23 protein-coding genes are annotated in these 25444 nt (G+C 73.1%); 7 read left to right on the top strand and 16 right to left on the bottom strand.

Annotation, left to right across the window (positions count from 1 at the left end; all coding sequences use genetic code 11):
- Positions 1–30: 30 nt before the first annotated feature.
- Positions 31–1482 carry a MocR-like transcription factor YczR gene (gene yczR / locus HAV40_RS17570; protein ID WP_166382519.1) on the bottom strand — a complete coding sequence of 484 codons (1452 nt, stop codon included), beginning with the start codon at positions 1480–1482 and terminating at the stop codon, positions 31–33.
- A gap of 169 nt (positions 1483–1651) precedes the next feature.
- Here yczR and yczE point away from each other — a divergent pair, with 169 nt between their 5' ends.
- Positions 1652–2305, top strand: coding sequence for a membrane protein YczE (gene yczE / locus HAV40_RS17565; RefSeq protein WP_166382677.1), 654 nt, complete (start codon positions 1652–1654; stop codon positions 2303–2305).
- 52 nt (positions 2306–2357) lie between these two features.
- The gene (locus HAV40_RS17560; protein ID WP_166382517.1) at positions 2358–3566 is read left to right on the top strand and encodes a ScyD/ScyE family protein; all 1209 of its coding nucleotides are present in this window, start codon (positions 2358–2360) and stop codon (positions 3564–3566) included.
- Positions 3567–3762: 196 nt separating this feature from the next.
- On the opposite strand, the gene HAV40_RS38895 is transcribed toward HAV40_RS17560, so the two are convergent.
- The 9 genes from HAV40_RS38895 to HAV40_RS17515 all read right to left on the bottom strand — a co-directional run bounded on the left by HAV40_RS38895 (position 3763) and on the right by HAV40_RS17515 (position 13248).
- Positions 3763–4224 (bottom strand): nuclear transport factor 2 family protein, encoded by a 462-nt coding sequence (locus HAV40_RS38895; protein WP_166382515.1) that lies wholly within the window; start codon positions 4222–4224, stop codon positions 3763–3765.
- Positions 4225–4269: 45 nt separating this feature from the next.
- On the bottom strand, positions 4270–5037 hold the full coding sequence (locus HAV40_RS17550; RefSeq protein ID WP_166382513.1) for a cyclase family protein: 768 nt from the start codon (positions 5035–5037) through the stop codon (positions 4270–4272).
- A gap of 86 nt (positions 5038–5123) precedes the next feature.
- Entirely contained in the window at positions 5124–6392 is a 1269-nt protein-coding gene (locus HAV40_RS17545) for an FAD-dependent oxidoreductase (protein ID WP_166382511.1), read from the bottom strand.
- The gene (locus HAV40_RS17540) at positions 6385–7770 is read right to left on the bottom strand and encodes an acetyl-CoA carboxylase biotin carboxylase subunit (RefSeq protein WP_166382509.1); all 1386 of its coding nucleotides are present in this window, start codon (positions 7768–7770) and stop codon (positions 6385–6387) included. Before HAV40_RS17540 ends, HAV40_RS17545 begins: the two co-directional genes overlap by 8 nt.
- A 9-nt stretch (positions 7771–7779) precedes the next feature.
- A complete protein-coding gene (locus tag HAV40_RS17535) occupies positions 7780–8370 on the bottom strand; it encodes an acetyl-CoA carboxylase biotin carboxyl carrier protein (protein WP_239085808.1) in 591 nt (196 codons plus the stop codon).
- Complete coding sequence (locus HAV40_RS17530; RefSeq protein WP_166382507.1) at positions 8367–10106, bottom strand: acetyl-CoA carboxylase carboxyltransferase subunit alpha; 1740 nt, start codon at positions 10104–10106, stop codon at positions 8367–8369. The genes HAV40_RS17535 and HAV40_RS17530 overlap by 4 nt, the downstream gene beginning before the upstream one ends.
- Entirely contained in the window at positions 10103–10363 is a 261-nt protein-coding gene (locus tag HAV40_RS17525) for an acyl carrier protein (RefSeq protein WP_166382505.1), read from the bottom strand. The genes HAV40_RS17530 and HAV40_RS17525 overlap by 4 nt, the downstream gene beginning before the upstream one ends.
- Positions 10364–10400: 37 nt before the next feature.
- Complete coding sequence (locus HAV40_RS17520; protein ID WP_166382503.1) at positions 10401–12326, bottom strand: AMP-binding protein; 1926 nt, start codon at positions 12324–12326, stop codon at positions 10401–10403.
- Positions 12316–13248, bottom strand: coding sequence for an SRPBCC family protein (locus HAV40_RS17515; protein WP_166382501.1), 933 nt, complete (start codon positions 13246–13248; stop codon positions 12316–12318). The genes HAV40_RS17520 and HAV40_RS17515 overlap by 11 nt, the downstream gene beginning before the upstream one ends.
- A gap of 296 nt (positions 13249–13544) precedes the next feature.
- Between HAV40_RS17515 and HAV40_RS17510 the strand changes: the two genes are divergently transcribed.
- The 4 genes from HAV40_RS17510 to HAV40_RS17495 all read left to right on the top strand — a co-directional run bounded on the left by HAV40_RS17510 (position 13545) and on the right by HAV40_RS17495 (position 19241).
- Positions 13545–14417: an AfsR/SARP family transcriptional regulator gene (locus HAV40_RS17510; RefSeq protein ID WP_166382499.1), complete on the top strand. Its 873-nt coding sequence runs from the start codon at positions 13545–13547 to the stop codon at positions 14415–14417.
- A gap of 92 nt (positions 14418–14509) precedes the next feature.
- Positions 14510–15778 carry a beta-ketoacyl-[acyl-carrier-protein] synthase family protein gene (locus HAV40_RS17505; protein ID WP_166382497.1) on the top strand — a complete coding sequence of 423 codons (1269 nt, stop codon included), beginning with the start codon at positions 14510–14512 and terminating at the stop codon, positions 15776–15778.
- Entirely contained in the window at positions 15775–16998 is a 1224-nt protein-coding gene (locus HAV40_RS17500; RefSeq protein ID WP_166382495.1) for a ketosynthase chain-length factor, read from the top strand. Before HAV40_RS17505 ends, HAV40_RS17500 begins: the two co-directional genes overlap by 4 nt.
- A 299-nt stretch (positions 16999–17297) precedes the next feature.
- Positions 17298–19241 carry a multicopper oxidase family protein gene (locus HAV40_RS17495; RefSeq protein WP_203671054.1) on the top strand — a complete coding sequence of 648 codons (1944 nt, stop codon included), beginning with the start codon at positions 17298–17300 and terminating at the stop codon, positions 19239–19241.
- A 69-nt stretch (positions 19242–19310) separates the two neighbouring features.
- Here the strand turns inward: HAV40_RS17495 and HAV40_RS17490 are convergent, their stop codons facing one another.
- Both HAV40_RS17490 and HAV40_RS17485 read right to left on the bottom strand, forming a co-directional pair.
- Entirely contained in the window at positions 19311–20594 is a 1284-nt protein-coding gene (locus HAV40_RS17490; protein WP_166382493.1) for an alpha/beta hydrolase family protein, read from the bottom strand.
- Positions 20595–20778: 184 nt separating this feature from the next.
- Entirely contained in the window at positions 20779–21456 is a 678-nt protein-coding gene (locus tag HAV40_RS17485) for a phosphatase PAP2 family protein (RefSeq protein WP_166382491.1), read from the bottom strand.
- 263 nt (positions 21457–21719) lie between these two features.
- Here HAV40_RS17485 and HAV40_RS17480 point away from each other — a divergent pair, with 263 nt between their 5' ends.
- Complete coding sequence (locus HAV40_RS17480) at positions 21720–22442, top strand: Bax inhibitor-1/YccA family protein (RefSeq protein ID WP_166382671.1); 723 nt, start codon at positions 21720–21722, stop codon at positions 22440–22442.
- A gap of 202 nt (positions 22443–22644) precedes the next feature.
- On the opposite strand, the gene hisF is transcribed toward HAV40_RS17480, so the two are convergent.
- From hisF to hisH, 4 genes are all read right to left on the bottom strand, one after another.
- Positions 22645–23403: an imidazole glycerol phosphate synthase subunit HisF gene (hisF, locus tag HAV40_RS17475; RefSeq protein ID WP_166382489.1), complete on the bottom strand. Its 759-nt coding sequence runs from the start codon at positions 23401–23403 to the stop codon at positions 22645–22647.
- Positions 23404–23634: 231 nt separating this feature from the next.
- Positions 23635–24357: a bifunctional 1-(5-phosphoribosyl)-5-((5-phosphoribosylamino)methylideneamino)imidazole-4-carboxamide isomerase/phosphoribosylanthranilate isomerase PriA gene (priA, locus tag HAV40_RS17470; protein WP_166382487.1), complete on the bottom strand. Its 723-nt coding sequence runs from the start codon at positions 24355–24357 to the stop codon at positions 23635–23637.
- Positions 24357–24689 (bottom strand): hypothetical protein, encoded by a 333-nt coding sequence (locus HAV40_RS17465; RefSeq protein ID WP_166382485.1) that lies wholly within the window; start codon positions 24687–24689, stop codon positions 24357–24359. Before HAV40_RS17465 ends, priA begins: the two co-directional genes overlap by 1 nt.
- A 111-nt stretch (positions 24690–24800) precedes the next feature.
- Positions 24801–25424, bottom strand: a complete 624-nt coding sequence (hisH, locus tag HAV40_RS17460) for an imidazole glycerol phosphate synthase subunit HisH (protein ID WP_166382483.1) — start codon at positions 25422–25424, stop codon at positions 24801–24803.
- Between the last annotated feature and the right edge of the window lie 20 nt (positions 25425–25444).

The raw sequence follows: 25444 nt of genomic DNA, 5'->3' as shown, positions 1-25444 counted from the left end.
AGCCGCCCCTACGTTTTTGCACGTCTCGGGTCAGGCGATCAGGGCGGGTTCGCTCCACTGGGGGCGGCCGGTGCGGTCCAGGTCGTAGCGGGCGGCGGCGATGCGGCGTACGCCGTCGACGAGTTCGGGGACGGGCTGGGTGAAGGGCAGCCGGATGAAGCGTTCGAGGGTGCCGTCCACGCCGAAGCGGGGGCCGGGCGCGAGGCGTACGCCCAGGGGCTCCACCGCGCGCGCCAGCGCGCTCGACACCGGGCCGTCCAGCTCGGCCCACAGGGTGACCCCGCCCGACGGCACGGTCACCCGCCAGCTCGGCAGGTGCTCGTGCACCGCGGCGACCAGCGCGTCGCGCTGCGCGGCCAGCAGCGCCCGGCGCTGCGGGATGACCTCGGCGGCGCGGCTGAGCAGGCGCACCGCGACGAGCTGGTCCAGCACCGGCCCGGCGGTGTCCACGCCGACCCGCACCGCGGCCAGCCGCTGCACGATCGGGGCCGACGCGCGGATCCAGCCGACCCGCAGGCCGCCCCAGAACGGCTTGCTCATGCCGCCGATGGTGAGCACCCGGCCGTGCCGGTCGAAGGAGGCCACCGCGGGCGGCATCGGCTGGCCGTCCAGCGGCAGGTCCACGAAGGACTCGTCGATGACCAGGTCGGTGCCGGTGCGCTGGGCGGTGGCGACCAGCTGCTCGCGCAGCCCGGCGGGCATCACGTGGCCGGTCGGGTTGTGGAACTCGGGGATCAGGTAGGCCAGGCTCGGCCGGGTCTGGCGCAGCGCGCCGAGCAGCAGCTCGGCGTCCCAGCCTCCCTCGTCGAGCCCGTGCGTGCTGATCCGGGCGCGGCGGGCGGCGAACGCGGCCAGCGCGTTGGGGTAGGTCGGCGACTCGACCAGCACCGACGCGCCGACGGGCACCTGCAGCCGCAGGATCAGGTCGAGCGCGTGCAGCACCCCGTTCGTGATCATGATCTGCTCGGGGCTGGTCGGCAGGCCGCGCTCGGTGTACTGGTCGGCCACGGCCTCACGCAGCTCGGTGATGCCGCTCGGGTGGTAGCCCACCCCGCCCAGGTAGTGCGGCAGCTCCTCGACGGCCTCGCGGGCCGCGGCCATCAGCGGCTCGGGTGCGGGCAGCGCGGCGCAGCTCAGGTCGATCAGGTCGAGTTCGTCGTCGGCCATCCACAGGCCGCTGCTGGCCACCCGGTGGCCGCTGGGCAGGGTCGTCCAGCTGCCCGCGCCGCGGCGGCTGGTCAGGTGGCCCGAGTCGCGCAGCTCCCGGTAGGCGGCGCTGACCGTGGTGCGGGAGATCTCCAGGGCGTCGGCGAGTTCGCGCTCGGCGGGTAGGCGTACGCCCAGGGCCAGGCGGCCGTCGGCGAGCAGGCCACGCACGGAGGAGGCCAGCGCCGCGTAGTCGGGGCTGCGCCGCCGGGCGGGCAGGGCGTGCCAGCGGCCGAGCAGCCGGGCCAGCTGCACCCCGCGGACGGAGACGGTCATCGCTACTCCCCTGCCGGTAAGGCCAGTCCCTCCGGATTGGCCCTTTCTGGCTTCTCGATTGGCCTCCAGACTGGCAGACATGACAGGCGCACGCAAGCCACTGCCCATGCCACTCGGGTCGACCCAGCGCCGGGTCGCCACCGCCCCCGCCTCGCGCCGCCCGGCGCCGATGCCCCTGCGCGAACGCCTCCCCCGCCGCCTGTTCCAGCTGCTCGTCGGCCTGCTCGGGTACGGCGTGAGCATCAGCTTGATGCTGCGCGCGCACCTGGGCAACCAGCCCTGGGACGTGCTCCACCAGGGTGTCGCGCTGCGCGCCGGGCTCAGCGTCGGCACCGTGCTGATCATCGTCGGCGCGGCCGTGCTGCTGTGCTGGATCCCGCTGCGCCAGCGGCCCGGCATCGGCACCATCGCCAACATCGTGGTGATCGGGCTGGTCGTGGACGTGGCCAACCAGGTGCTGCCCGAGCCGTCACACGTGCTCGTGCGCTGGGCCTTCATGATCGGCGGCATCGTGCTGTGCGGCTTCGCCAGTGGCCTCTACATCGGAGCCAATCTGGGTCCGGGACCGCGCGACGGGCTGATGACCGGGCTCGCGGCTCGCACCTGGTCACTGCGCGGCTGGCGCACCGTGCTGGAGATCGCCGTGGTCGCCGTCGGCTTCGCGCTCGGCGGCAAGGCGGGACTCGGCACCATCCTGTACGCCCTGGCCATCGGCCCGCTGGCGCAGTTCTTCCTGCCCATGCTCACCGTCCACAGCCGCACCCCGGCCCCGGCCACCGCCTCCCCGGCCGCCGTCCCCGCGACCGAGCCCGCCCCCTGCTGACCGGGTGCCGCGTCGAGATGGCACAGCGTGGCGGGCGCGTCACGCAGGGTAAATGAGGCGATATGGGTTTTATTGGTACGGACACCTGACCCTGCCCGCCGGAGGCAACTTCGTGTTCGTATCCATCAAACGGCTGGCCATCGCGTCGGCCGTGCTCCTGTCCGCCGTCGCCCAGGGCGTGCCCGCCTCGGCCGCGCCGGACGTGACCGTCCTGGCCACCGGGCTGAGCAACCCGCGCGGCCTCGCCTTCGACCGCGACGGCACGCTGTACGTCACCGAGGCCGGGCGGGGCGCCGACGGTGCCGCCAACCCGGTCTGCCTGCCCCGGCCCCAGGGCATCGGCTGCCTGGGCGCGACCGGCGCACTGTCGCGCGTCGGCCGCGACGGCACCGTGACCCGCGTGCTGACCGGCCTGCCCTCGCTGGCGGGCCCCGACGGCACCGAGGCGATCGGGCCCGACGACATCGCGTTCAACCGCAACGACCGGGCCCTGCTCACGGTCGGCCTCAGCGAGGCCCCGGCCGTCCGCGACGGCCTGCCCGAGCCCGGCAGCCAGATGGGCCGCCTGCTGTCGGTGCGCCGGGACTGGTCGGGCGACTGGTTCTCGCAGCACCTCACCACCCAGCGCATCGCCGACATCACCGCCCACGAGGCCGCCAACAACCCCGACGGCGGGGAGCTGGACTCCAACGCGCAGTCGGTGGCGTTCGGGCCCGGCGGGGCCGCGGTCGTCGACGCGGGCGCGAACACGCTGCTGTTCGTCACGCCCGCGGGCCAGGTGAGCACCCTGGCGGTCTTCCCCGACCGGCAGATGCCCGCACCGCCCTCGTTCAACCTGCCGCCCGGCACCATGCTGCCGATGCAGTCGGTGCCGATGGGCGTGGTCTACCGCGACGGTGCGTACTACGTCGCCGAGCTGACCGGACGCCCGTTCACCCAGGGCTCGGCCCGCATCTTCAAGGTCGTGCCCGGCCACGAGCCCACGGTGTACACCGAGGGCCTGACCACGGTCGTCGACATCGCCTTCGGCCCCGACGGTTCCCTGTACGCCCTGGAGTTCACGCACACGTCGATGTTCGGCCCGAGCCGTGGCGTCGGCGCGCTGATGCGCATCAAGGGCGAGGGCAAGGCCCCCGAGATGGTCCTCGACAAGGTCGACCACCCCGGCGGCATCGCCATCCGCAACCGCAGCGCGTTCATCACCACCTGCTCGGTCTGCGCCACCACGGGAAGCGTCATGAAGCTCCGCCTCCCCGCCTGACCCACCACCCGCCCGACCCGACCCGGACCGGGGCCCTGCCGCACGCGGCGTGGCCCCGGTCCGTTTTTTCCATAGACGATGGCCTATTACGTTGAAAAAACGTAGATCAAAGTCAACGTAATAGGCCACCGTCTATGCGCGGCGCGGCGCGGCGCGACGCGTGGGAGGCGCGGTGGGCGGTGCGGTGGTGGGTGGGTCAGTGGGTGGGCGGGGCCGCGTCGGGGGTGACGTGGCGGGACTGGACCAGCCAGCCCTCGGGTTCGGCGGGGGCGGGGACGAGGACGTCCTCGCAGATGCAGTGGCGGTGCATACGCGGGGTGCCGTCGGCGGTGATCGCGATGACCATGCCGTAGCAGCGGACGTGGGCCCGACCGTCGGCGGCGGGGGTGACCCAGACCATGCCGTGCCAGTGGCGGTGGGTCTCGCCGGACGCGGCCAGGCGGGCGTGGGTCTGCTCGACGGCGGCGGCGAGGGCTTCACGGCCGCGGACAGGGGCGTCGAGGCCGGGGGCGGTGAAGGTGCCGTCGGCCGCGAAGGTGTCGGCCCACTCGCGGGCCCGGCCGGAGTCGAGCAGGTGCATGTGGCGGGCGTAGAACTGCTGGACGGACAGGTACATCGCGGAGGTGTCGGTGACCTCGGGCAGGGCGGTGATCGCCATGGTTCGCTCCTTCGGTGATGGGAAGACTGCGGATGGTCGGTGAGGTCAGACGATGGCCACGGCGCGGGTCCAGCCCGCACCCGCTCCCTTGATCTTGATCGGCAGGCAGGACACGGTGAAGCCGTACGGCTGGGGCAGCGCGTCCAGGTTGGCCAGGCGTTCGATCTGGCAGAACTCGCGGTCGCGGCCGGTGAAGTGGGCGGGCCACAGCACGCCGCGGTCGCCGGTCTCGTTGAAGCGCTTGAGCATCGCGCCGAACGGCGCGTCCAGGCTGAACGCGTCCGTGCCGATGACCCGGATGCCCTTGTCCAGCAGGAAGTTCGTGGCGCTGGCGTCCAGGCCGGTGAACTCGGTGAAGTAGCGCGGGGTGCCCGCCCAGGCCGACGCACCGGTGTGCAGCAGCACGATGTCCAGCGGCTGCGGCTGGTAGCCGATGCGGGCCAGTTCCTTGTCGAGGAAGTCCGCGTCGACGGTCGGGCCGGTCGCCGAGCGCAGGTCCAGGCACACCGCGGGCCGGTGGAACCAGTCCAGCGGCATCTCGTCGATGTGGCGCGGTACGCCGTAGCTGGCCTTGCTGCCGTAGTGCGACGGCGCGTCGATGTGCGTGCCCGTGTGCGTGGTGAGGGTGAGCGTGTCGACCGACAGCAGCTCGCCGTCGGGCAGCACGGACGGGTCGAAGTCGACGCCGAAGTGCAGCGCCATCTCCTCGGCCATGTGCACCGCGCCCTGCGCGGGCGTCATGACGTCGTGGATGACCGGCTCGGGCTCCCAGGCCGCGGCGTCCACGGGCGTGGACAGGTCGATGATGGGCATGTGCAGTCTCCTCGCTGGAACGGATGGATTCCGGGCGGCCGGGCGGCGCGACCCGGGGTGAGCGGCGCGGGCGTGCGCGGCGGCGGTCAGCCCGGGGAGGGCGCGCCGGTGCCGGTCGCGGTGGCGTAGAGGTCGGTGCGTACCCGGCAGCGCGGGTTGCCGAAGGCGACCATCCGGGTGAGCTTGTGGCCGATCGGAGTGCGGTGCATGATCGAGGCCACCGCCTGCCGGCCCACCTCCAGCGCCCGGCTGGGGCTGCCCAGCATCCCCTTGGCCTGCAGGTGCTGGAACTTGAGCACCTTGCTGATGTCGGCGCCCCGGGTGGTGGTGTAGCCCGCCAGCGCGGCCGCGCTCACCGTGCCGGGCTTGCGCAGCGCCGCGACCAGGGCCGGGTGGGCCAGCACCGCGTCCTGCAGGGCCAGGTTGAGGCCCTGCGCGCCGAGCGGGCTGTGCGTGTGCGCGGCGTCGCCGATGAGCAGCAGCCCGTCGCGCGCCCATTCGCGGGCCGTCCCGGCGAACACGTCGAGCAGGCTGAGGTCGGCCAGGCCGCGCACCTTCTCGTAGACCCGCCCGGCGTACTCCGGCACCGCCTGGCAGAGCTGGTCGCGGAACTCGGTGAACGGGCGGGCCGCGAACTGCCGGTAGCCGCCGTGCGGCAGCGCCCAGCCGAGCTGGATGCCCTCGGGGTAGCTGCTGTAGCTGAGCAGCATCCGGCCGCCGCCGCCCCGGATGGTCACGTCGCGCACCGCGTCCCCGGCCGCGGGCAGCTTGAACCACAGCAGGTCGAAGGTGAACACGTCGCGGCGGTCGTACGGGATGCCCGACAGCTGCCGCGTCTTGGAGTAGCGCCCGTCCGCGCCGACGACGCAGCGGGACCGGACCGTGCGCTGCCCGCGCGGGCCGGAGACGACCGCGCCGCGCACCGCGCCGCCGTCGCGCACCAGGTCGGTGATCCGGGTCCCGGCCAGGTAGCGGAACGTCGGCTCGCGGCGGCACGCCGCCAGCAACTCCTCCAGGATGTACTGCTGCGGCACGCTGAGCATGTAGTTGTACGGCCCCGGCAGCTCGCGGTAGTCGACCCCGAGCACCGCCCGGCCCTTGTTGACCAGCTGGAAGCGGTCGTGCACGTGGCTGCCCCGGTTGCGGGCCGCGGCCAGCACCCCGAGTTCGGCCAGCACCGCCAGCCCGCTGGGCTGCAGGATCTCGCCCCGGTAGGCGCGTTCGAAGCTGGACGACTTCTCCACCACGGTGACGTCGACGCCGGATCGCGCCAGCAGCAGCGCGAGCGCCAGCCCGGACGGCCCGCCGCCGATCACGCAGACATCGGTGAGGACGTCGCTGTCCCTGTCAGCCAATGGATGCCTCCTCGGTCAGACCCCGCGCGCCGGGGCAGCTGATGCCGCCGACCAGCGAGGTGTCGTGGGTTCCTTCGATGAACTGCGGGTGGTCGAGCACCGCGAGCAGGAAGTCGCGGTTGGTGGCCAGGCCCGGCCCGGCGGCGTGGAACTCCCCGAGCGCCCGCCGCATGCGCAGCAGCGCCTGCGGCCGGTCCGGGGCCCACACCACGACCTTGGCCAGCAGCGGGTCGTACGCCGGGGACACCCGGCCGCCCGGATAGGCGTCGGTGTCGACGCGTACGAACGGTCCGGCGGGCAGCCGCAGTTCGGTCAGCCGGCCGGGGGCGGGCACGAAGTCGCGGGACGGGTCCTCGGCGTTGATGCGGCACTCCATGGCCGCGCCGCGGGGAGCCAGGTCCTCCTGGCGCAGGGTCAGCCGCTCCCCTGCCGCGATCAGCAGCTGCTCGCGTACCAGGTCGATGCCGTGGGTCAGTTCGGTGACCGGGTGCTCGACCTGGATGCGGCAGTTGACCTCCATGAAGTGGAAGCCGCCGTCGCCGTCGACCAGGAACTCGAAGGTGCCCGCGCCGACGTAGCCGGTGGCCAGCGCCCCGCGCAGCGCCGCCTCGCCCATCTGGCGGGCGAGTTCGGGCGCCAGGCCCGGCGCGGGCGTCTCCTCGATGATCTTCTGCCGCCGCCGCTGCGCCGAGCAGTCGCGCAGGCCCAGGTAGACGCCGTGGCCGTACTGGTCGCAGAGGATCTGCACCTCGACGTGGCGGGCGGTGGGCAGGTAGCGCTCCAGGTAGAGCCGGTCGTCGCCGAACAGCGACTGCGCCGCCGACTTCACCTCCCGGAACTGCCGGACCAGGTCGCCGGGCTCGTGCACGACCTGCATGCCGCGCCCGCCGCCCCCGGCCACCGCCTTGACGATGACCGGGTACCCGATCTGTGCGGCGACCTTGACGGCGAGGTCCGGGCACTGCACCGGCCCGTCGCTGCCGGGCAGCATGGGCAGCCCGGCGGCGGCCATCGCGGCGCGCGCGGCGGCCTTGTCGCCCAGCCGCTCGATCACCGGCGCGGGCGGGCCGACGAAGGTGATGCCGTGGGCCTCGCAGGCCTCGGCGAAGTCGGGCACCTCGGACAGGAAGCCGTATCCGGGATGGACCGCGTCCGCGCCGGTGCGCCGGGCGGCCTCCAGGATCGCGGACATGTTCAGGTAGCTGGCGCGGGCCGGGCCGGGTCCGATGCAGACGGACTCGTCCGCGAGGTCCACCACCGCGGCGTCACGGTCCTCGGTGGAGTAGACGGCGACCACGCGCAGCCCCAGCTCGCGGCAGGTACGGGCGACGCGCAGGGCGATCTCGCCCCGGTTGGCGATGAGCACGGTGGTGAACACGCCCGCCCCCTAGCGCCCGGTCGCCGGGGCGAGGGTCAGCAGCCGGTCGCCGTACTCCACCGAGGTGCCGTCGGTGACATGCACGGCGACGATCTGCCCGTCCCGTTCGGCCTCGACCGGGATCATCAGCTTCATCACCTCGATGATCGCGACCTGCTGGCCGCGCCGGACGTGGTCGCCCTCGGTCACGAACGGGGCCGTGCCCGGCTCCGCCGCGCGGTAGAACGTGCCGACGGTGTTCGCGCAGATGTCGGCGAAGCCGTCGTCGGCGGGCGGGGCCGGGGCGGCGGCGACCGCGACCGTCGTGGACGTCTCCGTCCGCACGGCGGCCACCGCCGCGACCGGCGCGGCCTCGATCGGCACGACGGCGTTCTCGTCGGCCCACTCCAGCTCGACGAGGACGTCACCGGCCCGGATACGCAGCGCGGTGGGCTGCCGGTCCACGCCGGACAGCAACTGCTGGGCGCTGCGGCGTACGTCGTCGAGGTCGTCGGCGACGGTGCGGGCGGTGTCGGGCAGCGCGTCGTGCATCGAGCAGACGTCGGCGGTGTCCACCGGTACGGGTGGCACGCGCAGGTGTGGATCCAGCAGACCGGTCACCACGAACCTCCTTCGGTCGGGATCAGTACGGCCCCATCGGGCCGTCGCGAGCTGCCGAAACGGCGGAAGCGGGCACGCCGCTGCGCGACGAGGCGGGCTTGGTCCAGCCCCGCGAGTTCGGCCAGCTCGGCATGGACGGCGGCGCGCAGCGCGGCGGCCGCACCGGTGTGGTCGGCCTCGGCGCCGCCCGGCGGTTCCGGGATGACGCCTTCCACCACACCGAGTTCGAGCAGGGAGCGCGCGTCGACCCGCAGGGCCTCGGCGGCCGTGGGCGCGGCGGCGGCGTCCCGCCACAGGATCGCCGCGCAGCCCTCGGGGCTGATCACGGTGTAGACCGCGTTCTCCATGATCAGTACGCGGTCGGCGACGGCGATGCCCAGCGCCCCGCCGCTGCACCCCTCACCGGTGATCACGGTGACCACCGGGACCGGCAGCGAGCCCATCAGGCGCAGGTTCTCGGCGATGGCGGTCGCCTGGCCCTGCTCCTCGGCGTCCACGCCCGGATACGCACCGGGCGTGTCGACCAGGGTGACCACGGGCAGGCCCCACTTGGCGGCCAGCCGCAGCAGCCGGGCGGCCTTGCGGTAGCCGGACGGGCCCGGCATGCCGTAGTTGCGGCGGGCCAGTTCGCGGGTGGTGTGGCCCTTCTCGTGGCCGATCACGACCAGCGGCGTGCCGCCGAGCCGGCCGACCCCGCCGACGATCGCCGGGCAGTCGCCGCCGACCCGGTCGCCGTGCAGCTCCTCGAAGTCGTCGAGGATCATGCTGAGGTAGTCGGAGGTGGTGGGCCGGGCGACGTTGCGGGCCCGGCGGACCGCCTCCCAGGCCCGCCGCTCGGGCAGCAGCGCGGGATCACGGACCACCGTGGACGCGCCGCCCTCGACCGGGGTCGGCGGCACGGCGTCGCGGCGGGTGCCGATGGCCAGCAGCCGCCCGATCCGGTGGCGCAGCGCCGGGCGCGGGCAGATCAGGTCCAGGAAACCCCGGTCCAGCAGGAACTCCGCGGTCTGGAAGCCCGGCGGCAGCTCCTGTTTGATGGTCTGGGCGATGACCCGGGGACCGGCGAAGCCCAGCCGCGCGCCGGGTTCGGCGACCACGACGTCGCCGAGCATCGCGAACGAGGCGGCCACCCCGCCGTAGGTCGGGTCGGTGACCAGGCAGACCGTGGGCAGCCCCGCCTCGTCGAGCTGGTGCAGCGCCTGCGCGGTCTTCGCCATCTGCATCAGGCCGATGACGCCCTCCTGCATGCGCACCCCGCCCGAGGCGGTGACCAGCAGCAGCGGCAGGCGCAGGGCCAGCGCGGTCTCGGCCGCGCAGGTGATCAGCTCACCGACCGCGCCGGACAGGCTGCCGCCCATGAAGCGGAAGTCCATCACCGCGGCGATCGCCGGCGTGCCCGCCATCCGCAGCTTGCAGCACACCACCGCCTCGGCCAGCCCGGTCGCGTGCCGCGCTTCGGCGATGCGCTGCGGGTACGGCTTGTCGTCGACGAACCGCAGCGGGTCCGCGGCCTCGGCGACCAGGTCCAGCGGCTCGACGGAGCCGGGATCGGCCAGCAGCGCCAGCCGGTCCCAGGCGGCCAGCGGGCGGCAGTAGCCGCACTGCGGGCAGATGCCGTTGCTGCGGGCCAGCCGCTTGCCGTAGACGACGGCCTGGCAGCGGCCGCAGGACACCCACGACGCGGCCGGGCCGGCCGGGCCGGGCGTGTCGCCCGGCCCGGCCCCGTCCCCGGTCACGACAAGGCTCCCGCCCGGGTCAAGCTGACCAGGTCGATCAGCTGTCCAGGCGTGCTCACCGCCAGCACCGCGTCGTCGGGCAGGCGGATGCCGAGGTCGCGTTGCAGCCGGGCCGTGGTCTCCAGCAGCGCCAGGGAGTCATACCCCAGGTCCGCGAAGCTGGTTTCGGCGATGTCCCCGTCCAGGTCCACTCTCTCGTCCGCCCCTGCGACATCGCGCAGGATGCGCCGCACGTCCTCGATGGTGAAGTCGTTCATGACGCGCTCCCTTCCGTTCAGGCATCGGCGGGCTGGTTCAGGCAGCGGCGAGCGGCGCGTGCTCGCCGATCGCGTCGTACAGGTCGTGCTCCGGGACGGCGAGCCCGGCCAGCTTCATGACCTGCTCCCGGAAACCCGGGGTCTGCACGGCGTTGGCGTGCGCGGCGGCGTCGGCCCACTGCACGGTCTCGATGAAGACCTCCGGCTGGCGGCGCGAGCGGTAGAGCTGCCGGCCGATGAAGCCGGGCTGGCCGCCCATGTACGCCGAGATCTCCTCCAGGACCTGCTCGAACCGGGCGACGTCGCCGCTGACAGTGATCTTGTTGATGAACGTGACCATGTGGTCGCTCCTTCGGGTGGACGCGGCGGCGTGCCGCGTGTGTACATGGGTGCGCACGTCCCGGCGGCGGGCTTTGCCGTTGGGCGAGCGCGGGATCTCCCGCACCAGCTCGATGCCGTGCAGGTGCTGGTATTCGGGCAGGCCCGCGTTGACGAACGTGACGATCTCGTCCGGGCCGACCTGCTCGTCGTCGGTGACGACCAGGGCGTACGCGACCGCGCCGCGGTATTCGTGCGGCATGTCGACGACCATGCAGTCGGTCACCGCCGGATGGCGCATGATCACCCGTTCCAGCTCCACGGGTGAGACCAGCCAGTTGTCGCACTTGAAGACGTCCTTGAGCCGGTCGACCAGGAACAACGTGCCTTCCTCGTCGAGCCGTCCCACGTCGCCGGTGTCGAACCAGCCCTCGGCGTCGAACGGGCGCTGCACCCCGTCGGGGGTCAGGTAGCCCGCCATCAGCTGCGGCCCGCGCAGCTGCACCTCGCCGGGGGTGCCGGCGGGCAGCGGCTGCCGGGTGTCCAGGTCGACGACCCGGCACTCGGTCCCGGCGACCGGCCTGCCGACCGAACCCGCCGACGGCCGGTCGATCCGGTCGCAGTGGGTCAGCGGCGCTGTCTCGGCCAGGCCGTACCCCTGGATGACCGGGATGCCCAGCCCGGCGCAGAGCCGGGCCGCGGCGGCCGGGGCCAGCGCGGACCCTCCGGAGAGGATCGCCCGCACCCCGGGCATGTGCCAAGTGGGCAGCCGCGGGTCGGCGGCCATCCGGGCCAGCCGCACAGGCAGGCTGTAGAAGTGCGTCGCGCCGGTGCGGGCCGCCGTCGCGACGGCCTGCGTCGGGTCGGCGTCCGGGCACAGCACCTGGGTGGACCCGGCGCAGACGGCCGAGTTCAGGTGCATCGGGTGGTACGTCGGCAGGTGGTTGAGCGTCACCGTGTCCGGGCCCAGCCCGTGCACGCCCACCACCTGCGCCGCGTTGAAGACCAGGTTGCGGTGGGTGAGCAGGACTGCCTTGGGCCGCCCGGTGGTGCCGCTGGTGAACTGGATCACCGCCGCCGCGTCCGGGTCGCCGACCGGCGAGTCGAACCGGGCCGAGCGGCCCGCCGGGGCCCCCGCCGCGGGCACGCAGTGCTCGCCCGGACGGTCCAGGTAGAACACGTGCGCCAGCCGCGGCAGGTCCAGCCGGATCCGCTGCAGCCGGTCCGCCATGTCGGCGACCCCGACGAGCACCTGCACCCCGGCGGACTCCAGCGCGTACGCCAGCTCCTCCTCGCCCTGCAGCGGGTTGATCACAGCGCACACGTGGCCCGCCCTGATCGTCCCGTAGTAGGCCACCGCGAAGGCCGGGTGCAGCGCCGACGCGACGCCGACGACCGCGCCGGGCAGGCCCGGCCGGGGCGGTGCCGCATCGCGCGGGAGCAGCGCGGTGAGCCGGGCCGCGAAGCCGTCGGCAGCCGCGTCGAGCTCGGCGAACGTCATCGCGCGGGAACCGGCCTGCACCGCGATGCGGTGCGGTGCGCTGACCGCGGCCCGGCGCAGCAGCCCGTCGAGGGTGCCGCCGGAGCGGGCCAGCACGTCGGCCAGTTCCCGCTCCGCGGCGACGGCGTCGGTGCTAGTGGGCACGGGCCGGCTCCTCGGCGTACGCCTGCGCGTGGCGCAGCGTCTGCAGCGAGTTCGTGCTGAGCACCCGGCGCAGGTAGCGGCGCGCGTCGGCGACGGTGGTGTCCTCGCCGAGCAGGTTCAGCGCCGACGGCTTGATGGTCGCGGTGTGCCGGGCGTGCACGGTGACGCCCTCGGGGGTCTCCACGAAGTGCCAGTGACCGGTGTGCGCGTCGAGCAGCTTGGGCAGGCCGATCTGCTTGTAGATGATTTTGTGCGGCAGGCAGACGCGCACCGAGCGGGTGGTGTGCGCGCGGCCCTCCGGGGTGACCGTGTCCATGTCGAAGAACTGCACGCCGGGCTGGTCCTCGGTCATCGACAGCGCGGTGACGTGCGGGACGCGCTCGGGCCACTTGTCGGCCGCGTACAGGAACTCGTAGACCTGCTGCGGCTGGCCGGCGATGAACAGCGGGTCCTCGAAGGAGATGACCAGCTGCTCCAGCTCGTCCCACTGCTCGGCCAGGGCCTTGACCCGGGACACGATCTGCTCGGCGCCTTCCAGCTGCGCGGCGGCGGCGTCCGCGCCCTGCTCGCCCGGCACGGCGGTCACCGTCACCGTCAGCTCGGCCTCGCAGGCCTGCTCGCCGCGCGGCGCGAAGGTCCACTCGGTACGCACCGAGACCAGCGGTGCGGCGCAGTCCCGCTGCTCGGTGACGACCCGCAGCCCGGCCCTGTCGACCGTGCGGGTGGTGCTCCACTGGCGCACCTCGTCGCCGTCCAGGGCCCACCAGCGCACGTTCGCGCCGTCGGCGTCCGGCTCGGCGTGTACGCCGTCAGGGAAGAACTGCGGCCAGTGGCGCAGGTCGTTGATGAGCTCGAAGGCGACCGCGGCCGGCGCGTCGACCTCCGCGCGCTGGGTCTCGGTGTACACCTTGTTCTTGGACATCGGCGCTCCTCTACGGGCCGGGATGGGGATTTCGGCCGCACGCGGTCAGTCCGCGGCGAACCGGTCTGCCATGAACCGTCGCAGCCGGCCACTTGAGGACCGGTGGAAACCTGCTTGAATGCCCAGGTCAAGCCACCACGCCGCGATCAGCGCGGGTCCACGGACCGGCCCTGGCACCACCCGAGAAAGATCGTCACCAGTTCCGCCGAATGGGACAGATCGCCCCTTGCGAGCACTAATAGTGGTGGAGGCGGCTTTCGCACATCGCGAGCGCGACGAGCCATTCGGGAGTGGACATGCAATGTCGAGTACTCGGCCCGCTGGATGTACGCAGTGGCGGGGTGGCGGGTGATCTGACCGCACCCAAACCGCGCAAGGTGCTGGCGCTGCTGCTGGTCCACGCCGACCGGGTGGTGCCGATCGACCTGCTCACCACCGAGTTGTGGGACGACGAGCCGCCCGCGAGCGCGCTGACCACGCTGCAGACCTACATCCTGCAGATCCGGCGGATGCTGGCCCGCACCTGCGGCATGGACCCGGCCCGGGTGGCCCGCGAACTGCTGGTCACCCACGCCGACGGCTACCAGCTGCACCTGGACGACGCCTCGCTCGACCTGCACGAGTACGAGCGGCTGGCCGACCAGGGACGGCTGGCCCAGCTCTGCGGCGACCACGAGCACGCCTCGCGCCTGCTCGGCGCGGCGCTGGCCGTGTGGCGCGGCTCGGCGCTGGTCGACGTGCGGCTCGGCCCGGTGCTGCGGGTCGAGGCGCAGCGCCTGGAGGAGGCCCGGCTGGCCACCTGGAAGCAGCGCATCGACGCCGACCTGGCGCTGGGCCGCCACCGGGAGATCCTGGGCGAGCTGGGCTGCCTGGCCGCCCGCCACCCGCTGCACGAGGACCTGCAGGCCCAGTTCATGATCGCGCTGTATCGCGCGGGCCGGCGCACCGACGCCCTGGACGCCTTCCGCCGCCTGCGCGAGGTGCTCGTCGACGAACTCGGCCTGGAACCCTCCCGGCGCATCCGGCGGGTGCAGCACGCCATCCTCACCGGCGACCCGGTGCTGGACACCGCGTCCGCCCTCGACACCGCCTGGACCTGGGAGCCCGTCGCCTCCACCGCGGTCCGCACCAGCTCGGAGCTGGTCACCGTCGGGCGCGGCCCGGCCTGACCCGGCCAGTCGGCCGGGAGTTTCTCAAGCAGGGCTCAAGTCGGCGCGGGGGACGCTCGACGGCAGGTCCACCGACCCCGCAGGAGGCGTCCATGCATCGACGTGTCGTGATCACCGGATTGGGCGTGGTGGCGCCGGGCGGCATCGGCGCCAAGGCGTTCTGGGAGCTGCTGACCTCAGGACGCACCGCGACCCGCACCATCAGCTTCTTCGACCCTTCGCCGTTCCGGTCCCAGGTCGCCGCCGAGTGCGACTTCGACCCGGCCGCGTACGGGCTCACCCCGGCCCAGACGCTGCGGATGGACCGCGCGGCGCAGTTCGCCGTGGTGGCCGCCGCCGAGGCCGTCGCCGACGCCGGCCTCGAACTCGCCGAACTGGATCCGTACCGGATGGGCACGGTGGTCGGCAGCGCCGTCGGGGCGACGATGAGCCTGGAGCGCGAGTACGTCATCGCCTCCGAGAAGGGGCAGCGCTGGCTGGTCGACAACGCCCGCACCTCGCCCCACCTGTACGACTACTACGTGCCCGGCTCGTTCGCGGCCGAGGTCGCCTGGTCGATCGGCGCGGAGGGCCCGGCGGCCGTCGTCTCCACGGGTTGCACGTCCGGACTGGACGCCGTGGCGTACGCGGCCGAACTGATCCGCGAGGGCAGCGCCGACGTGGTGGTGGGCGGGGCCAGCGACGCCCCGATCTCGCCGATCACGGTGGCCTGCTTCGACGCCATCAAGGCGACCACGCCGCGCAACGACGACCCGGCGCACGCGTCCCGGCCGTTCGACAACAGCCGCAACGGTTTCGTGCTCGGCGAGGGCTCGGCCATGTTCGTGCTGGAGGACCTGGAACGGGCCCGCCGCCGCGGCGCACCGGTGTACGCCGAGATCGTCGGGTTCGCCTCGCGCTGCAACGCGTTCCACATGACCGGGCTGCGCCCCGACGGCCGCGAGATGGCCGAGGCGATCCGCAGCGCCCTGGACACGGCCCGGATGGACCCGACCGCGATCGGCTACGTCAACGCGCACGGCTCGGGCACCAAGCAGAACGACCGGCACGAGACGGCCGCGGTGAAGCTGGCCCTGCGCGAGCACGCGTACGCCACCCCGATGAGCTCGATCAAGTCGATGGTCGGGCATTCGCTCGGCGCGATCGGCGCGATCGAGGTCGCCGCCTGCGCGCTGGCCATCACCAACGGCGTCGTGCCGCCCACCGCCAACCTGCACGAGCCCGACCCCGAGTGCGACCTCGACTACGTGCCGCTGGAGGCGCGTGACCGGCGGCTGGACGCGGTGCTGTCGGTCGGCAGCGGCTTCGGCGGCTTCCAGAGCGCGATGCTGCTGGCCCGCCCGGAAGGAGACGCCCGATGAGCACGGACGCCCCCGTCGTCACCGGTCTCGGCGTGGTCGCCGCGACCGGCCTGGACGCCGAGACGTACTGGAAGAACGTCCTGGACGGACGCGGTGGCATCGGCCGCATCGCCCGCTTCGACCCGGCGCAGTACCCGTCCCGGCTGGCCGGGGAGATCCGCGACTTCGACCCGGCCGCCCACCTGCCCGACCGGCTGCTGGCGCAGACCGACCACGTGACCCGGTTCTCGCTGACCGCCGCCGCGCAGGCCCTGGCCGACGCGGCCGTCGACCCGGCGGCACTGGGCGACTACGACGTGGGCGTGGTCACCGCCAGCTCCGCCGGGGGGTTCGAGTTCGGGCAGAAGGAGCTGGAGAAGCTCTGGTCCAAGGGCGGCGACCACGTCAGCGCGTACCAGTCGTTCGCCTGGTTCTACGCGGTCAACACCGGGCAGATCTCGATCCGGCACGGCATGCGCGGGCCGAGCGGCGTGCTGGTCACCGACCAGGCGGGCGGGCTCGACGCGATCGGGCAGGCGCGCCGCCACCTGCGGGCGGGCACCGCGCTCGCGGTCACCGGCGGCGTCGACGGCTCGCTGTGCCCGTGGGGCTGGATCGGGCAGCTCGCCACCGGCCAGATCAGCGCGTCCGACGATCCGGCGCGGGCATACCTGCCCTTCGACCGGGACGCGAACGGCTTCGTGCCGGGCGAGGGCGGCGCGATCCTCGTCGTCGAGCAGCGCGAGGCCGCCCGGCGCCGGGCCGCGCCGCAGGTGTACGGCGAGATCAGCGGCTACGCCGCCACGTTCGACCCGGCCCCGGACCGCAACCGCCCGCCGGGCCTGCGCCGCGCGATCGAACTGGCCCTGGCCGACGCGCACTGCCCCGCGTCCGACATCGACGTGGTGTTCGCCGACGCGGCCGGGGTGCCTGAGCTGGACCTCGCCGAGGCGAAGGCGCTCAACGGGGTGTTCGGGGCGGGCCGGGTGCCGGTGACCGCGCCGAAGACGATGACCGGGCGGCTGGCCGCCGGGGCCGGTGGGCTCGACGTCGCCACCGCCCTGCTGTCCCTGCGCGACCAGGTCATCCCACCGACCGTCAACGTCGGCACGCTCGCCGACGGCTGCCGCGACCTCGACCTGGTCCTCGACGCCGCCCGCCCCGCCCCGCTGCGCCGCGCGCTGGTCCTGGCCCGTGGCATCGGCGGCTTCAACGCCGCCGTGGTCGTCACGGCCCCGTAGCCGGACCGCCGCAGCCGCTGCGGCTGCGGCTGCGGCTGCGGCTGCGGCTGCGGCTGCGGCCGGACGAAGATCGTCGTCTGCGGTCGAAACCTCGGGTTCAGCCCCGAGTTTCGACCGCAAACGGCGATCTTCCTCGTTGAGCGGGCGGCGGTATTCGGGGACCGGTGTGCGGTGCGCCTGTTTGGGCTGGTGGGCGTCGGTGGTTAGGGTGGCGGAGTTCCTGGCGAATCGGACAAATTGGTCTCATTGGTCCTGCGCCGGTCGTCAGGTCTTCCGACATCGCGACCGAAGGGCGACCGATGCCTTCCCGACGACAACTACTCTCCACCGGCGTGCTGTCCGGCGCGGCCATGCTGATCCCGGCCCCGGCGAGCGCAGCGCGCGCCGCGGCCGCCGCGCTGGCCGCAGGCAGGCTCGACGGCTCCAGAATCCACAAGTACAAGGTGCGGCTGCCGATCCCGGCCGCCATGCCCACGGTCTCCGCCGACGGCAAGGGTGACCGGTACGCCATCGCGGTGCGCCAGTTCCGCCAGCAGATCCTGCCGCCGGGCATGCCGCAGACCACGGTCTGGGGCTACGGCTCCGCGTCGCACGCGAACACGTTCGGCTACCCGGCCCGCACCATCGAGGCCAGGGCCGACCGCCCGGTCGAGGTGACCTGGATCAACGGGCTCATCGACGCCAAGGGCCGGGCCCGGCCGCACCTGCTGCCGGTGGACCCGACCCTGCACTGGGCCAATCCGGCCGGCGGCGCGGGTCACCAGGACATGCCCGCCCACTTCACCGCCACCCCGCCGCGCTACACCGGCCCAGTGCCGATCGTGACGCACGTGCACGGCGCGCACGCGGCCGAGGAGGCCGACGGCTACCCGACGGCCTGGTACCTGCCCGACGCCAAGCTGCCGCGCGGCTTCGCCGCCCACGGCTCGGACTTCGCCGCGATGCGCGACAAGGCGCAGGAGCACGGCCCGCGCTGGAAGCCCGGCCAGGCCGTGTTCCGCTACGACAACGACCAGGCACCAGGCACCCTGTGGTATCACGACCACGCGCTCGGCATCACCCGGCTCAACGTGTACGCGGGCCCGGTCGGCTTCTACCTGATCCGCGGCGGCGAGCAGGACCTGCCCGAGGGCACGCTGCCCGGCCCCGCGCCCGGCCCCGACGACCCGGCCGGCACCCGCCACTACGAGATCCCCATCTGCATCCAGGACCGCTCGTTCAACACCGACGGTTCGCTGTACTACCCGGACAGCCGCAGCCAGTTCCACGACGCGTTCGCGGGCCCGTACGTGCCCGCCAGCGACATCGCCCCGATCTGGAACCCGGCGTACCTCGCCGACACGATCGTGGTCAACGGCCGCACCTGGCCGCAGCTGACCGTCGAGCCCCGCCGCTACCGGCTGCGGCTGCTCAACGGCAGCAACTCCCGCTCGCTGATCCTGAAGATCGCGTCCAGCGCGACCGCGCCGCGTCCGGCTAGCGCGGTGGTCCCGTTCTGGCAGATCGGCTCCGACGGCGGCTGGCTGCGCGAGCCGGTGAAGCTGGAGCAGTTGCTGCTCGGCCCGGGCGAGCGGGCCGACGTGATCGTCGACCTGACCGGGCTGGCCGAGGGCACCGAGCTGTTCGTCATCAACGAGGCCCCGGACGTGCCGTACGCCGCCGGGGTGCTCGGCACGGACTACCAGGCGGCGAACGTCGCGACCACCGGCCAGGTGATGAAGCTGCTGGTCATCCCGCTGCGGGGTAAGGACACCAGCGTGCCGCCCGAGCACCTGACCCTGCCCGCCGCACCGCCCCTGCCGGAGTCGGCGGCGAGCTGGCGGGTCCTGCTCGACGAGCTGCCCTCGGCGTCGCTGACCAACGTCAACCACCGGGTCGCCACGCTCGGCACGGTCGCCCCGGACCGCACCCAGACCCCGCTGCGCTGGCATGACGCGCCGACCGAGAAGCCGGTGCTGGGCCGCAGCGAGACCTGGGAGATCCTCAACTTCACCGACCACTCGCACACCGTGCACCTGCACCAGGTGCAGTTCGAGGTGGTCAGCCGCCAGCCGTTCGGCATCCCGCCCAAGCCCCGCCCCGCCGAGGCCTGGGAGTCCGGCCGCAAGGACACCGTGCTCGCCCACTCCGGCGAGGTGACCCGCGTCAAGGCCGTCTTCGACCGCCCCGGCCGCTACGTCTGGCACTGCCACATGCTCGAACACGAGGACAACGAGATGATGCGCCCCATCCTCGTGGCGTAGCGGAAAGGAAGGGCACCTTCACATCGCTCCGCGAGGTGGAAGGTGCCCTTCCTAACGCCTGACAGGCGCTCAGAGTGGTGTCTTCGTGACCTTGCCGGCGTGGTCGACGTACCAGCGCTCGCTGGCCATCGGCACGCCGCGCAGCCGGTCGGCGAGCCAGTCCGCGGCCAGCGTCGGCGCGAACGGGCCCAGGTTCGCGGCGGGCACGCCGCCGATCGAGTGCCGGGAGTCCTGGTACACCACCAGCTGCTTCGGCCCGGCGACGCTGGCCAGCAGCTGCTCGGTGCACTCCAGCGGGCTCAGCTCGTCGCGGTCCCCGGCCAGCACCAGGTACGGCATGGACAGCTGCTCGGCGTGGCCCTGCCAGGTCAGCGTCTGGGCGTACGCGTCGAACGCGTCCTCGTCGGTGTGCCCCGACATGTACATGAAGCGCATCTTGTAGGTCGGCCACGCCTGCTCGAACGCCGCCGACCAGCCCGGCTGGTGGCAGGTGTTCATCACCGCGCAGGCCTTGATCCGGGGCTCGTGCGCGGCGGCGATGGTCCCGGCGAACGAGCCGAAGCTGATGCCGCTGAGCACGATCCGCGACGCGTCGACCTCCTCGCGCTTGACCAGCCAGTCCACGCACGCGGTGCCGGTACGCGCCCAGGCGGGCACGGTGGTGTGGATGCCCATCATCGCGGCCTCGTACTGTCCCGGCCCCTCGATCGCCAGCACCGCGAACCCGCGGGTCAGGAAGCGGTCGCCGTGCAGCGCTACGGTCGCCTCCTTGAAACTGTCCATGCCGGGCACCGCGATCACCACCGGCACCCGCCCGCCGTGGTAGCCGGGCGGCAGGTGGAACCAGGCGGGCAGCGCCCCGCCCGCGAACGGGATGGTCACCGCCTCGATCCGGTGGTCGGCCAGCTCCGTGTAGTGCGCGAAGCACGCCCGCTTGCGCCGGTGGTAGAACCGGTTGATCTCGTCGTCGCTGTGCAGCGGCCACTGCGCCGCGCCCCAGTGCACCGCCGCCATGAAGTAGTTGTCCCGCGCCGTGACCTGGTGCCCGTCCGCGGCGGCCGCCTCGGCGCGCGCCTCGCGGCGGCGGGCGACCGCCTCGAAGGTCGGCGCGAAGTCGGCGTAGCGGCGCACCCGGGCCCGCACGGTGGCGAAGTCCGCCCCGGCCTCCACGCCGCAGGCGGCGTTCCAGTAGATCGAGCGGGGCTGGTCGAAGTCGACGCCCGTCTCGGCGATGGCCGCCTCCAGCCGGTCGCGCTCGGCGACCCAGCGCCGGGTGCTGCGCACGGGACGCTCGGCTCCCGGCGGCGCGGTAGCCGACATCCGGGTGTCCATACGGGACGTGACCTGGTCCATGTCGATCTCCTTCGTCGCGCGACGCCGTCACACCGCGGCGGTACGCCGCGACGGCACTGGGTCCCGAGGGCGCACAGCGGCACCGTGGGCTGCCTCGAACGGCTCCGGCGCGAAGCCGCGCGGCACCGTCCCCGTAAAGCACCCTGGCACACCGCGAAGCTCCGCGAGACCGAATCAGTCCAGGTCAGACGTTCACCCGAGGACGGGAATCGGGACGCAGCCGGTCGTGCACCACGGCTGCCGCCACGACGACGGCCAGCCAGCACGCGCCCAGGGCGTACCCGGCGAGCACGTCGGTGAGCCAGTGCACGCCGAGGTACAGCCGGGAGAAGCCGATCAGCAGTACCAGAGCCGTGGCGGCGAGCCAGACCAGGGGCTTCGCCGCGCGGGGCACGCGCAGACTGATCAGCAGTGCCAGCACGCCGTACGCGGCGGCGGCCTGCGCGCTGTGGCCGGACGGGAACGCGTACCCCGTCGCGGTGGTCAGCACCTCGCCGACGACGGGCCGGGGCCGCACCGTCAGCAGCTTGCCGATGGTGACCAGCACCGCGCTGCCCATCGACACGGTCAGCACGAGCGCCAGGGTGCGCCGCCGGTCCCGCCATACCGGCAGCAGCAACGCCGCCAGCACCAGCACCGGCACCGTGACCCAGCCGCTGCCCAGCCAGGTCACGGCCTGCATGGACCGGGTCAGCCAGTGGGTACGGTGATCCGCCAGCCAGCTCGCCACCGTCGGATCACTGCTGCTCAGCTCCTCCTGGGCGACGACGTCGTCGGTGATGCCCGCGAGCACCCACAGCCCGACCAGCGTCGCCGCCGCGCCGAAGGCCAGCCAGGCCCGCAGCGCGCGATCAGGCGACACCTGGCCTCGCCCGGATCGCTGGCAGCCCGAACTCACCATCCAGCGGATCATGGCCGTGGACTTCCCTTCCCGCGACCGGCGAAAGGCGCATCCGCGTTGTTCACGCGATGCGCACGACTCGACCGTATTCAGCAGCCGACCGCTTTGGGGTGCTCATCCGTTTTTCGGAGCCATTCCAGTGAAACGACCGTCTCGGCGGGCCGGGAAGGCTAACGTCCGGTTGATAGTGCCGTTCACCTCGTCAGCGGAGGACGTCCGTGGTGATGCAGAGCTCCAATCCCGTGCTCACCCGTCCGATCGAGGCTCCGGTCGTGGTCGACCGGCGACAGAGCCTGACCCTGGACGGCGTGTGCGGGCGCACCCTGGCGCTGATCGCCGTGACCGTGGTCGCCGCCGCCGCGGCCTGGAACCTGCTGCAGGCCCCGGCCTGGACCGGGATCGCGGTAATCGGCTCGACCCTGGCCGGGCTCGTGCTGGCGCTGGTGATCACCTTCAAACAGATCACCAACCCGCTGGTGATCAGCGGGTACGCCGTACTGCAGGGCGTGTTCCTGGGTGTGGTCAGCCGCGAACTGGAGCAGCAGTTTCCCGGCATCGTCGTGCAGGCCGTCATCGGCACGTTCGGCGTCTTCCTCGCCATGGCCGCGCTCTACCGGGCCCGCATCCTGCGCGCCACCAAACGCTTCACCCAGGTCGTCACCGGCGCGCTGGTCGGCATCGTGCTGCTGAGCCTGGTCGACCTGGCGCTGCGCTTCTTCGGCCACAGCCTGCCGATCTACCAGGCAGGCACGCTCGGCGTGCTGTTCGCGGTCCTCTGCATCGTCGTCGGCGCGCTGACCTTCGTCATCGATTTCGACCAAGTCGAACGCGCCGTCGCCGCCGGCCTGCCACCCCGCTACGGCTGGTACCTGGCCTTCGGCATGCTCGTCGGCCTGATCTTCCTCTACTGGCAGATCCTCCGCCTGCTCAGCTACGTCCGCCGCTGAGCCGGGCGCGCCGCGACGGCTGGGCGCGGCGGGCGCGGCGGGCGCGGCGCGGCGGCGGGTGCGGCGGGTGCGGCGCAAGATCGCCGTTTGTGGGCAAAACCTGTGGTCTGACCGCACTTTCTGACCCGAAACAGCGATCTCCAGCGGCACCGCCTCCGGAGCCACCCGCAGCGGGGCGGCGGGTAGGCGGAGCAGGAGCGGGTCAGCGGACGGGGTGGCCGGTGGCGCGGAGGGCGGATTTGACCTCGGCGATGGTGACCTCGCCGAAGTGGAAGACGCTGGCCGCGAGCACGGCGTCGGCTCCGGCGTCGATGGCGGGCGGGAAGTCGGCGGCCTTGCCCGCGCCGCCGGAGGCGATCACCGGGATGTCGACCACGGCCCGGACCTCCTTGATCAGTTCGAGGTCGAAGCCCTCCTTGGTGCCGTCGGCGTCCATGGAGTTCAGCAGGATCTCGCCCGCGCCCAGGTCGGCGACGCGGCGCGCCCACGCGATCGCCTCCAGCCCGGCCGACTTGCGCCCGCCGTGCGTGGTCACCTCGAACCCGCTGCCGTCCTTGAGCCGCCGTACGTCCAGCGACAGCACCAGCACCTGGTTGCCGAAACGCCGCGCGATCTCGGTGATCAGCTCGGGCCGGTGGATGGCCGCGGTGTTGACGCCGACCTTGTCCGCACCCGCGCGCAGCAGCACGTCCACATCGTCGACCGAGCGCACCCCGCCGCCCACGGTCAGTGGGATGAACACCGTCTCCGCGGTACGCCGGACCACTTCCAGCATGGTGCCGCGCCCTTCGACGGAGGCGGACACGTCCAGGAAGGTGATCTCGTCGGCCCCCGCCGCGTCGTACGCCGCCGCCAGCTCCACCGGATCCCCGGCATCGCGCATGTCGACGAAGTTGACCCCCTTCACCACCCGCCCGGCGTCCACGTCCAGACAGGGAATGACCCGCACCGCGACACTCATGCGCCCGACGCTACCTGCCGCAGCCCCCTCGCCGAGCCACCGGTCCGCCCCATGAGACACGGCGTGGCGGCTCCCCACCACACCGCCCCACGACACGCCCACCCGCGCCACGCCGACGACCGGCCCTCATCGATAGACGCTGGCCTATTACATCGAATATTTGATGATCAAACTCGATGTAATAGGCCAGCGTCTATGGGAAAACGGCGTGCTCCACCCGGCCGAGCCCGCTCAGGAAGCCAGCGCCGCCAGCGCCTCCGGAATCGTGAACGCCCCCGAGTACACGGCCTTGCCGGTGATCACGCCCTCGACGCCGAGCGGCTCCAGGGTGGCCAGGGCGCGCAGGTCGTCGAGCGTGGACACGCCACCGGACGCGATCACGGGAGCCGACGTCGCGGCGCAGATGTCGCGGTACAGCTGCAGGTTCGGCCCCTGCAGCATGCCGTCCTTGAGGATGTCGGTCACCACATACCGGGCGCAGCCGGCCTTGTCGAGCCGCTCCAGCACGTCGAACAGGTCGCCGCCGTCCTGGGTCCAGCCCCGCGAGGACAGCACCCTGCCGCGTACGTCGAGCCCGACCGCGATCCGGTCGCCGTACTCCCCCACGACCCGGTCGCACCACGCCGGGTCCTCCAGCGCCGCCGTGCCGATGTTGACCCGTGCCGCACCCGTGGCCAGGGCCGCGGTCAGCGACGCGTCGTCGCGGATGCCCCCGGACAGCTCGACCTTCACGTCGACCCGGCCGACCAGCTCGGACAGCAGCGCCGCGTTGGAGCCCCGGCCGAAGGCGGCGTCGAGGTCGACGACGTGGATCCACTGCGCCCCGGCCGCCTGGAAGTCCAGCGCGGCGGCCAGCGGCGCGCCGTATGACGTCTCGCTGCCCGCGGCGCCCTGTTCCAGGCGCACCGCCTGGCCGTTGACGACATCGACGGCGGGCAGCAGATCCAGGGCCATCAGGAGCTCCTTCGGTCGAACGCGACGATCACGAACACGGGCAGGGTCAGCGCCAGCAGCAGTGTCAGCGCCACCGCCAGCGCCGTCGACGGCACCAGCGTCCAGATCACGAACAGCGCCAGCGTCACCACGATGGCGACCCCGGCCCGCTCGGCCGCGGTGCGCCGCGACGCCAACCGGCCGGCACTGCGCTTGCGCAGTTCATACAGGCTGAGCCGGCGCCAGGCGGCGCGACGCGCCAGGCGGCGGGCCGCACGGCGCTCCTCGGCCGCGACGGCCCGGCGGGCCGCCTCCTCCCGCGCCTCCCGGCGCAGTTTGCGTTCCTTGCTCACGCGTTCACCGCGCCACGTCCGGCCCGTACGAAAGCTGCCCCGCACCGGAGGATCTGCTCACCCATACCCACTCCATCGCCCTCGACGTCGGGGCGAGCGTAACGAGCGGACTCACAGTGTGGCGATCCAGTTCCGCAGCACCCGTGCCCCGACCGCCCCGGACTTCTCCGGGTGGAACTGGGCGACCGCCAGCGGCCCCCGCTCCGCGGCGGCGACGAACGTCGCCTGCTCGTGGGTCGACGTGGTGACCAGCGCGACCGCGTCGAGCTCGGCGTTGGGCGGTGCGGCGTACGAGTGCACGAAGTAGCACCGCGCGTCCGCCTCGACGCCGGTGAACAGCGCCGAGTCGGCGGGCGCGTCGAGCAGGTTCCAGCCCATGTGCGGCACCCGGCGCGCGGCCAGCCGGGTCACCGCGCCGGGCAGCAGGCCCAGGCCCTTGGTGACCACGCCGTGCTCGTCGCCGGAGTCGAACATGATCTGCGCGCCGACGCAGATGCCGAGCACCGGCCGGCCCGCCATGACCCGGTCGGCGATCACCGGCCCGGCCTGCGCGGCCTCGATGCCCGCCATGCACGCGGCGAACGCGCCCACGCCCGGCACGACGAGCCCGTCGGCTCGTGCGGCGGCGGCCAGGTCGTCGGTCACGACCACGTCCGCGCCCGCCGCCTCCAGCGCCCGCTGCGCCGAGCGCAGGTTGCCCGACCCGTAGTCGAGCACCGTCACCTGCGGGCTCATGCCTTCACCCCGCCGCGCTC

Source organism: Catellatospora methionotrophica (genome assembly GCF_011297335.1).
In the GTDB taxonomy this organism is placed as follows: Bacteria; Actinomycetota; Actinomycetes; order Mycobacteriales; family Micromonosporaceae; genus Catellatospora; species Catellatospora methionotrophica.
The sequence above is the reverse complement of the archived record's forward strand: the minus strand, read 5'-3'. Positions and strand labels throughout refer to the sequence as shown.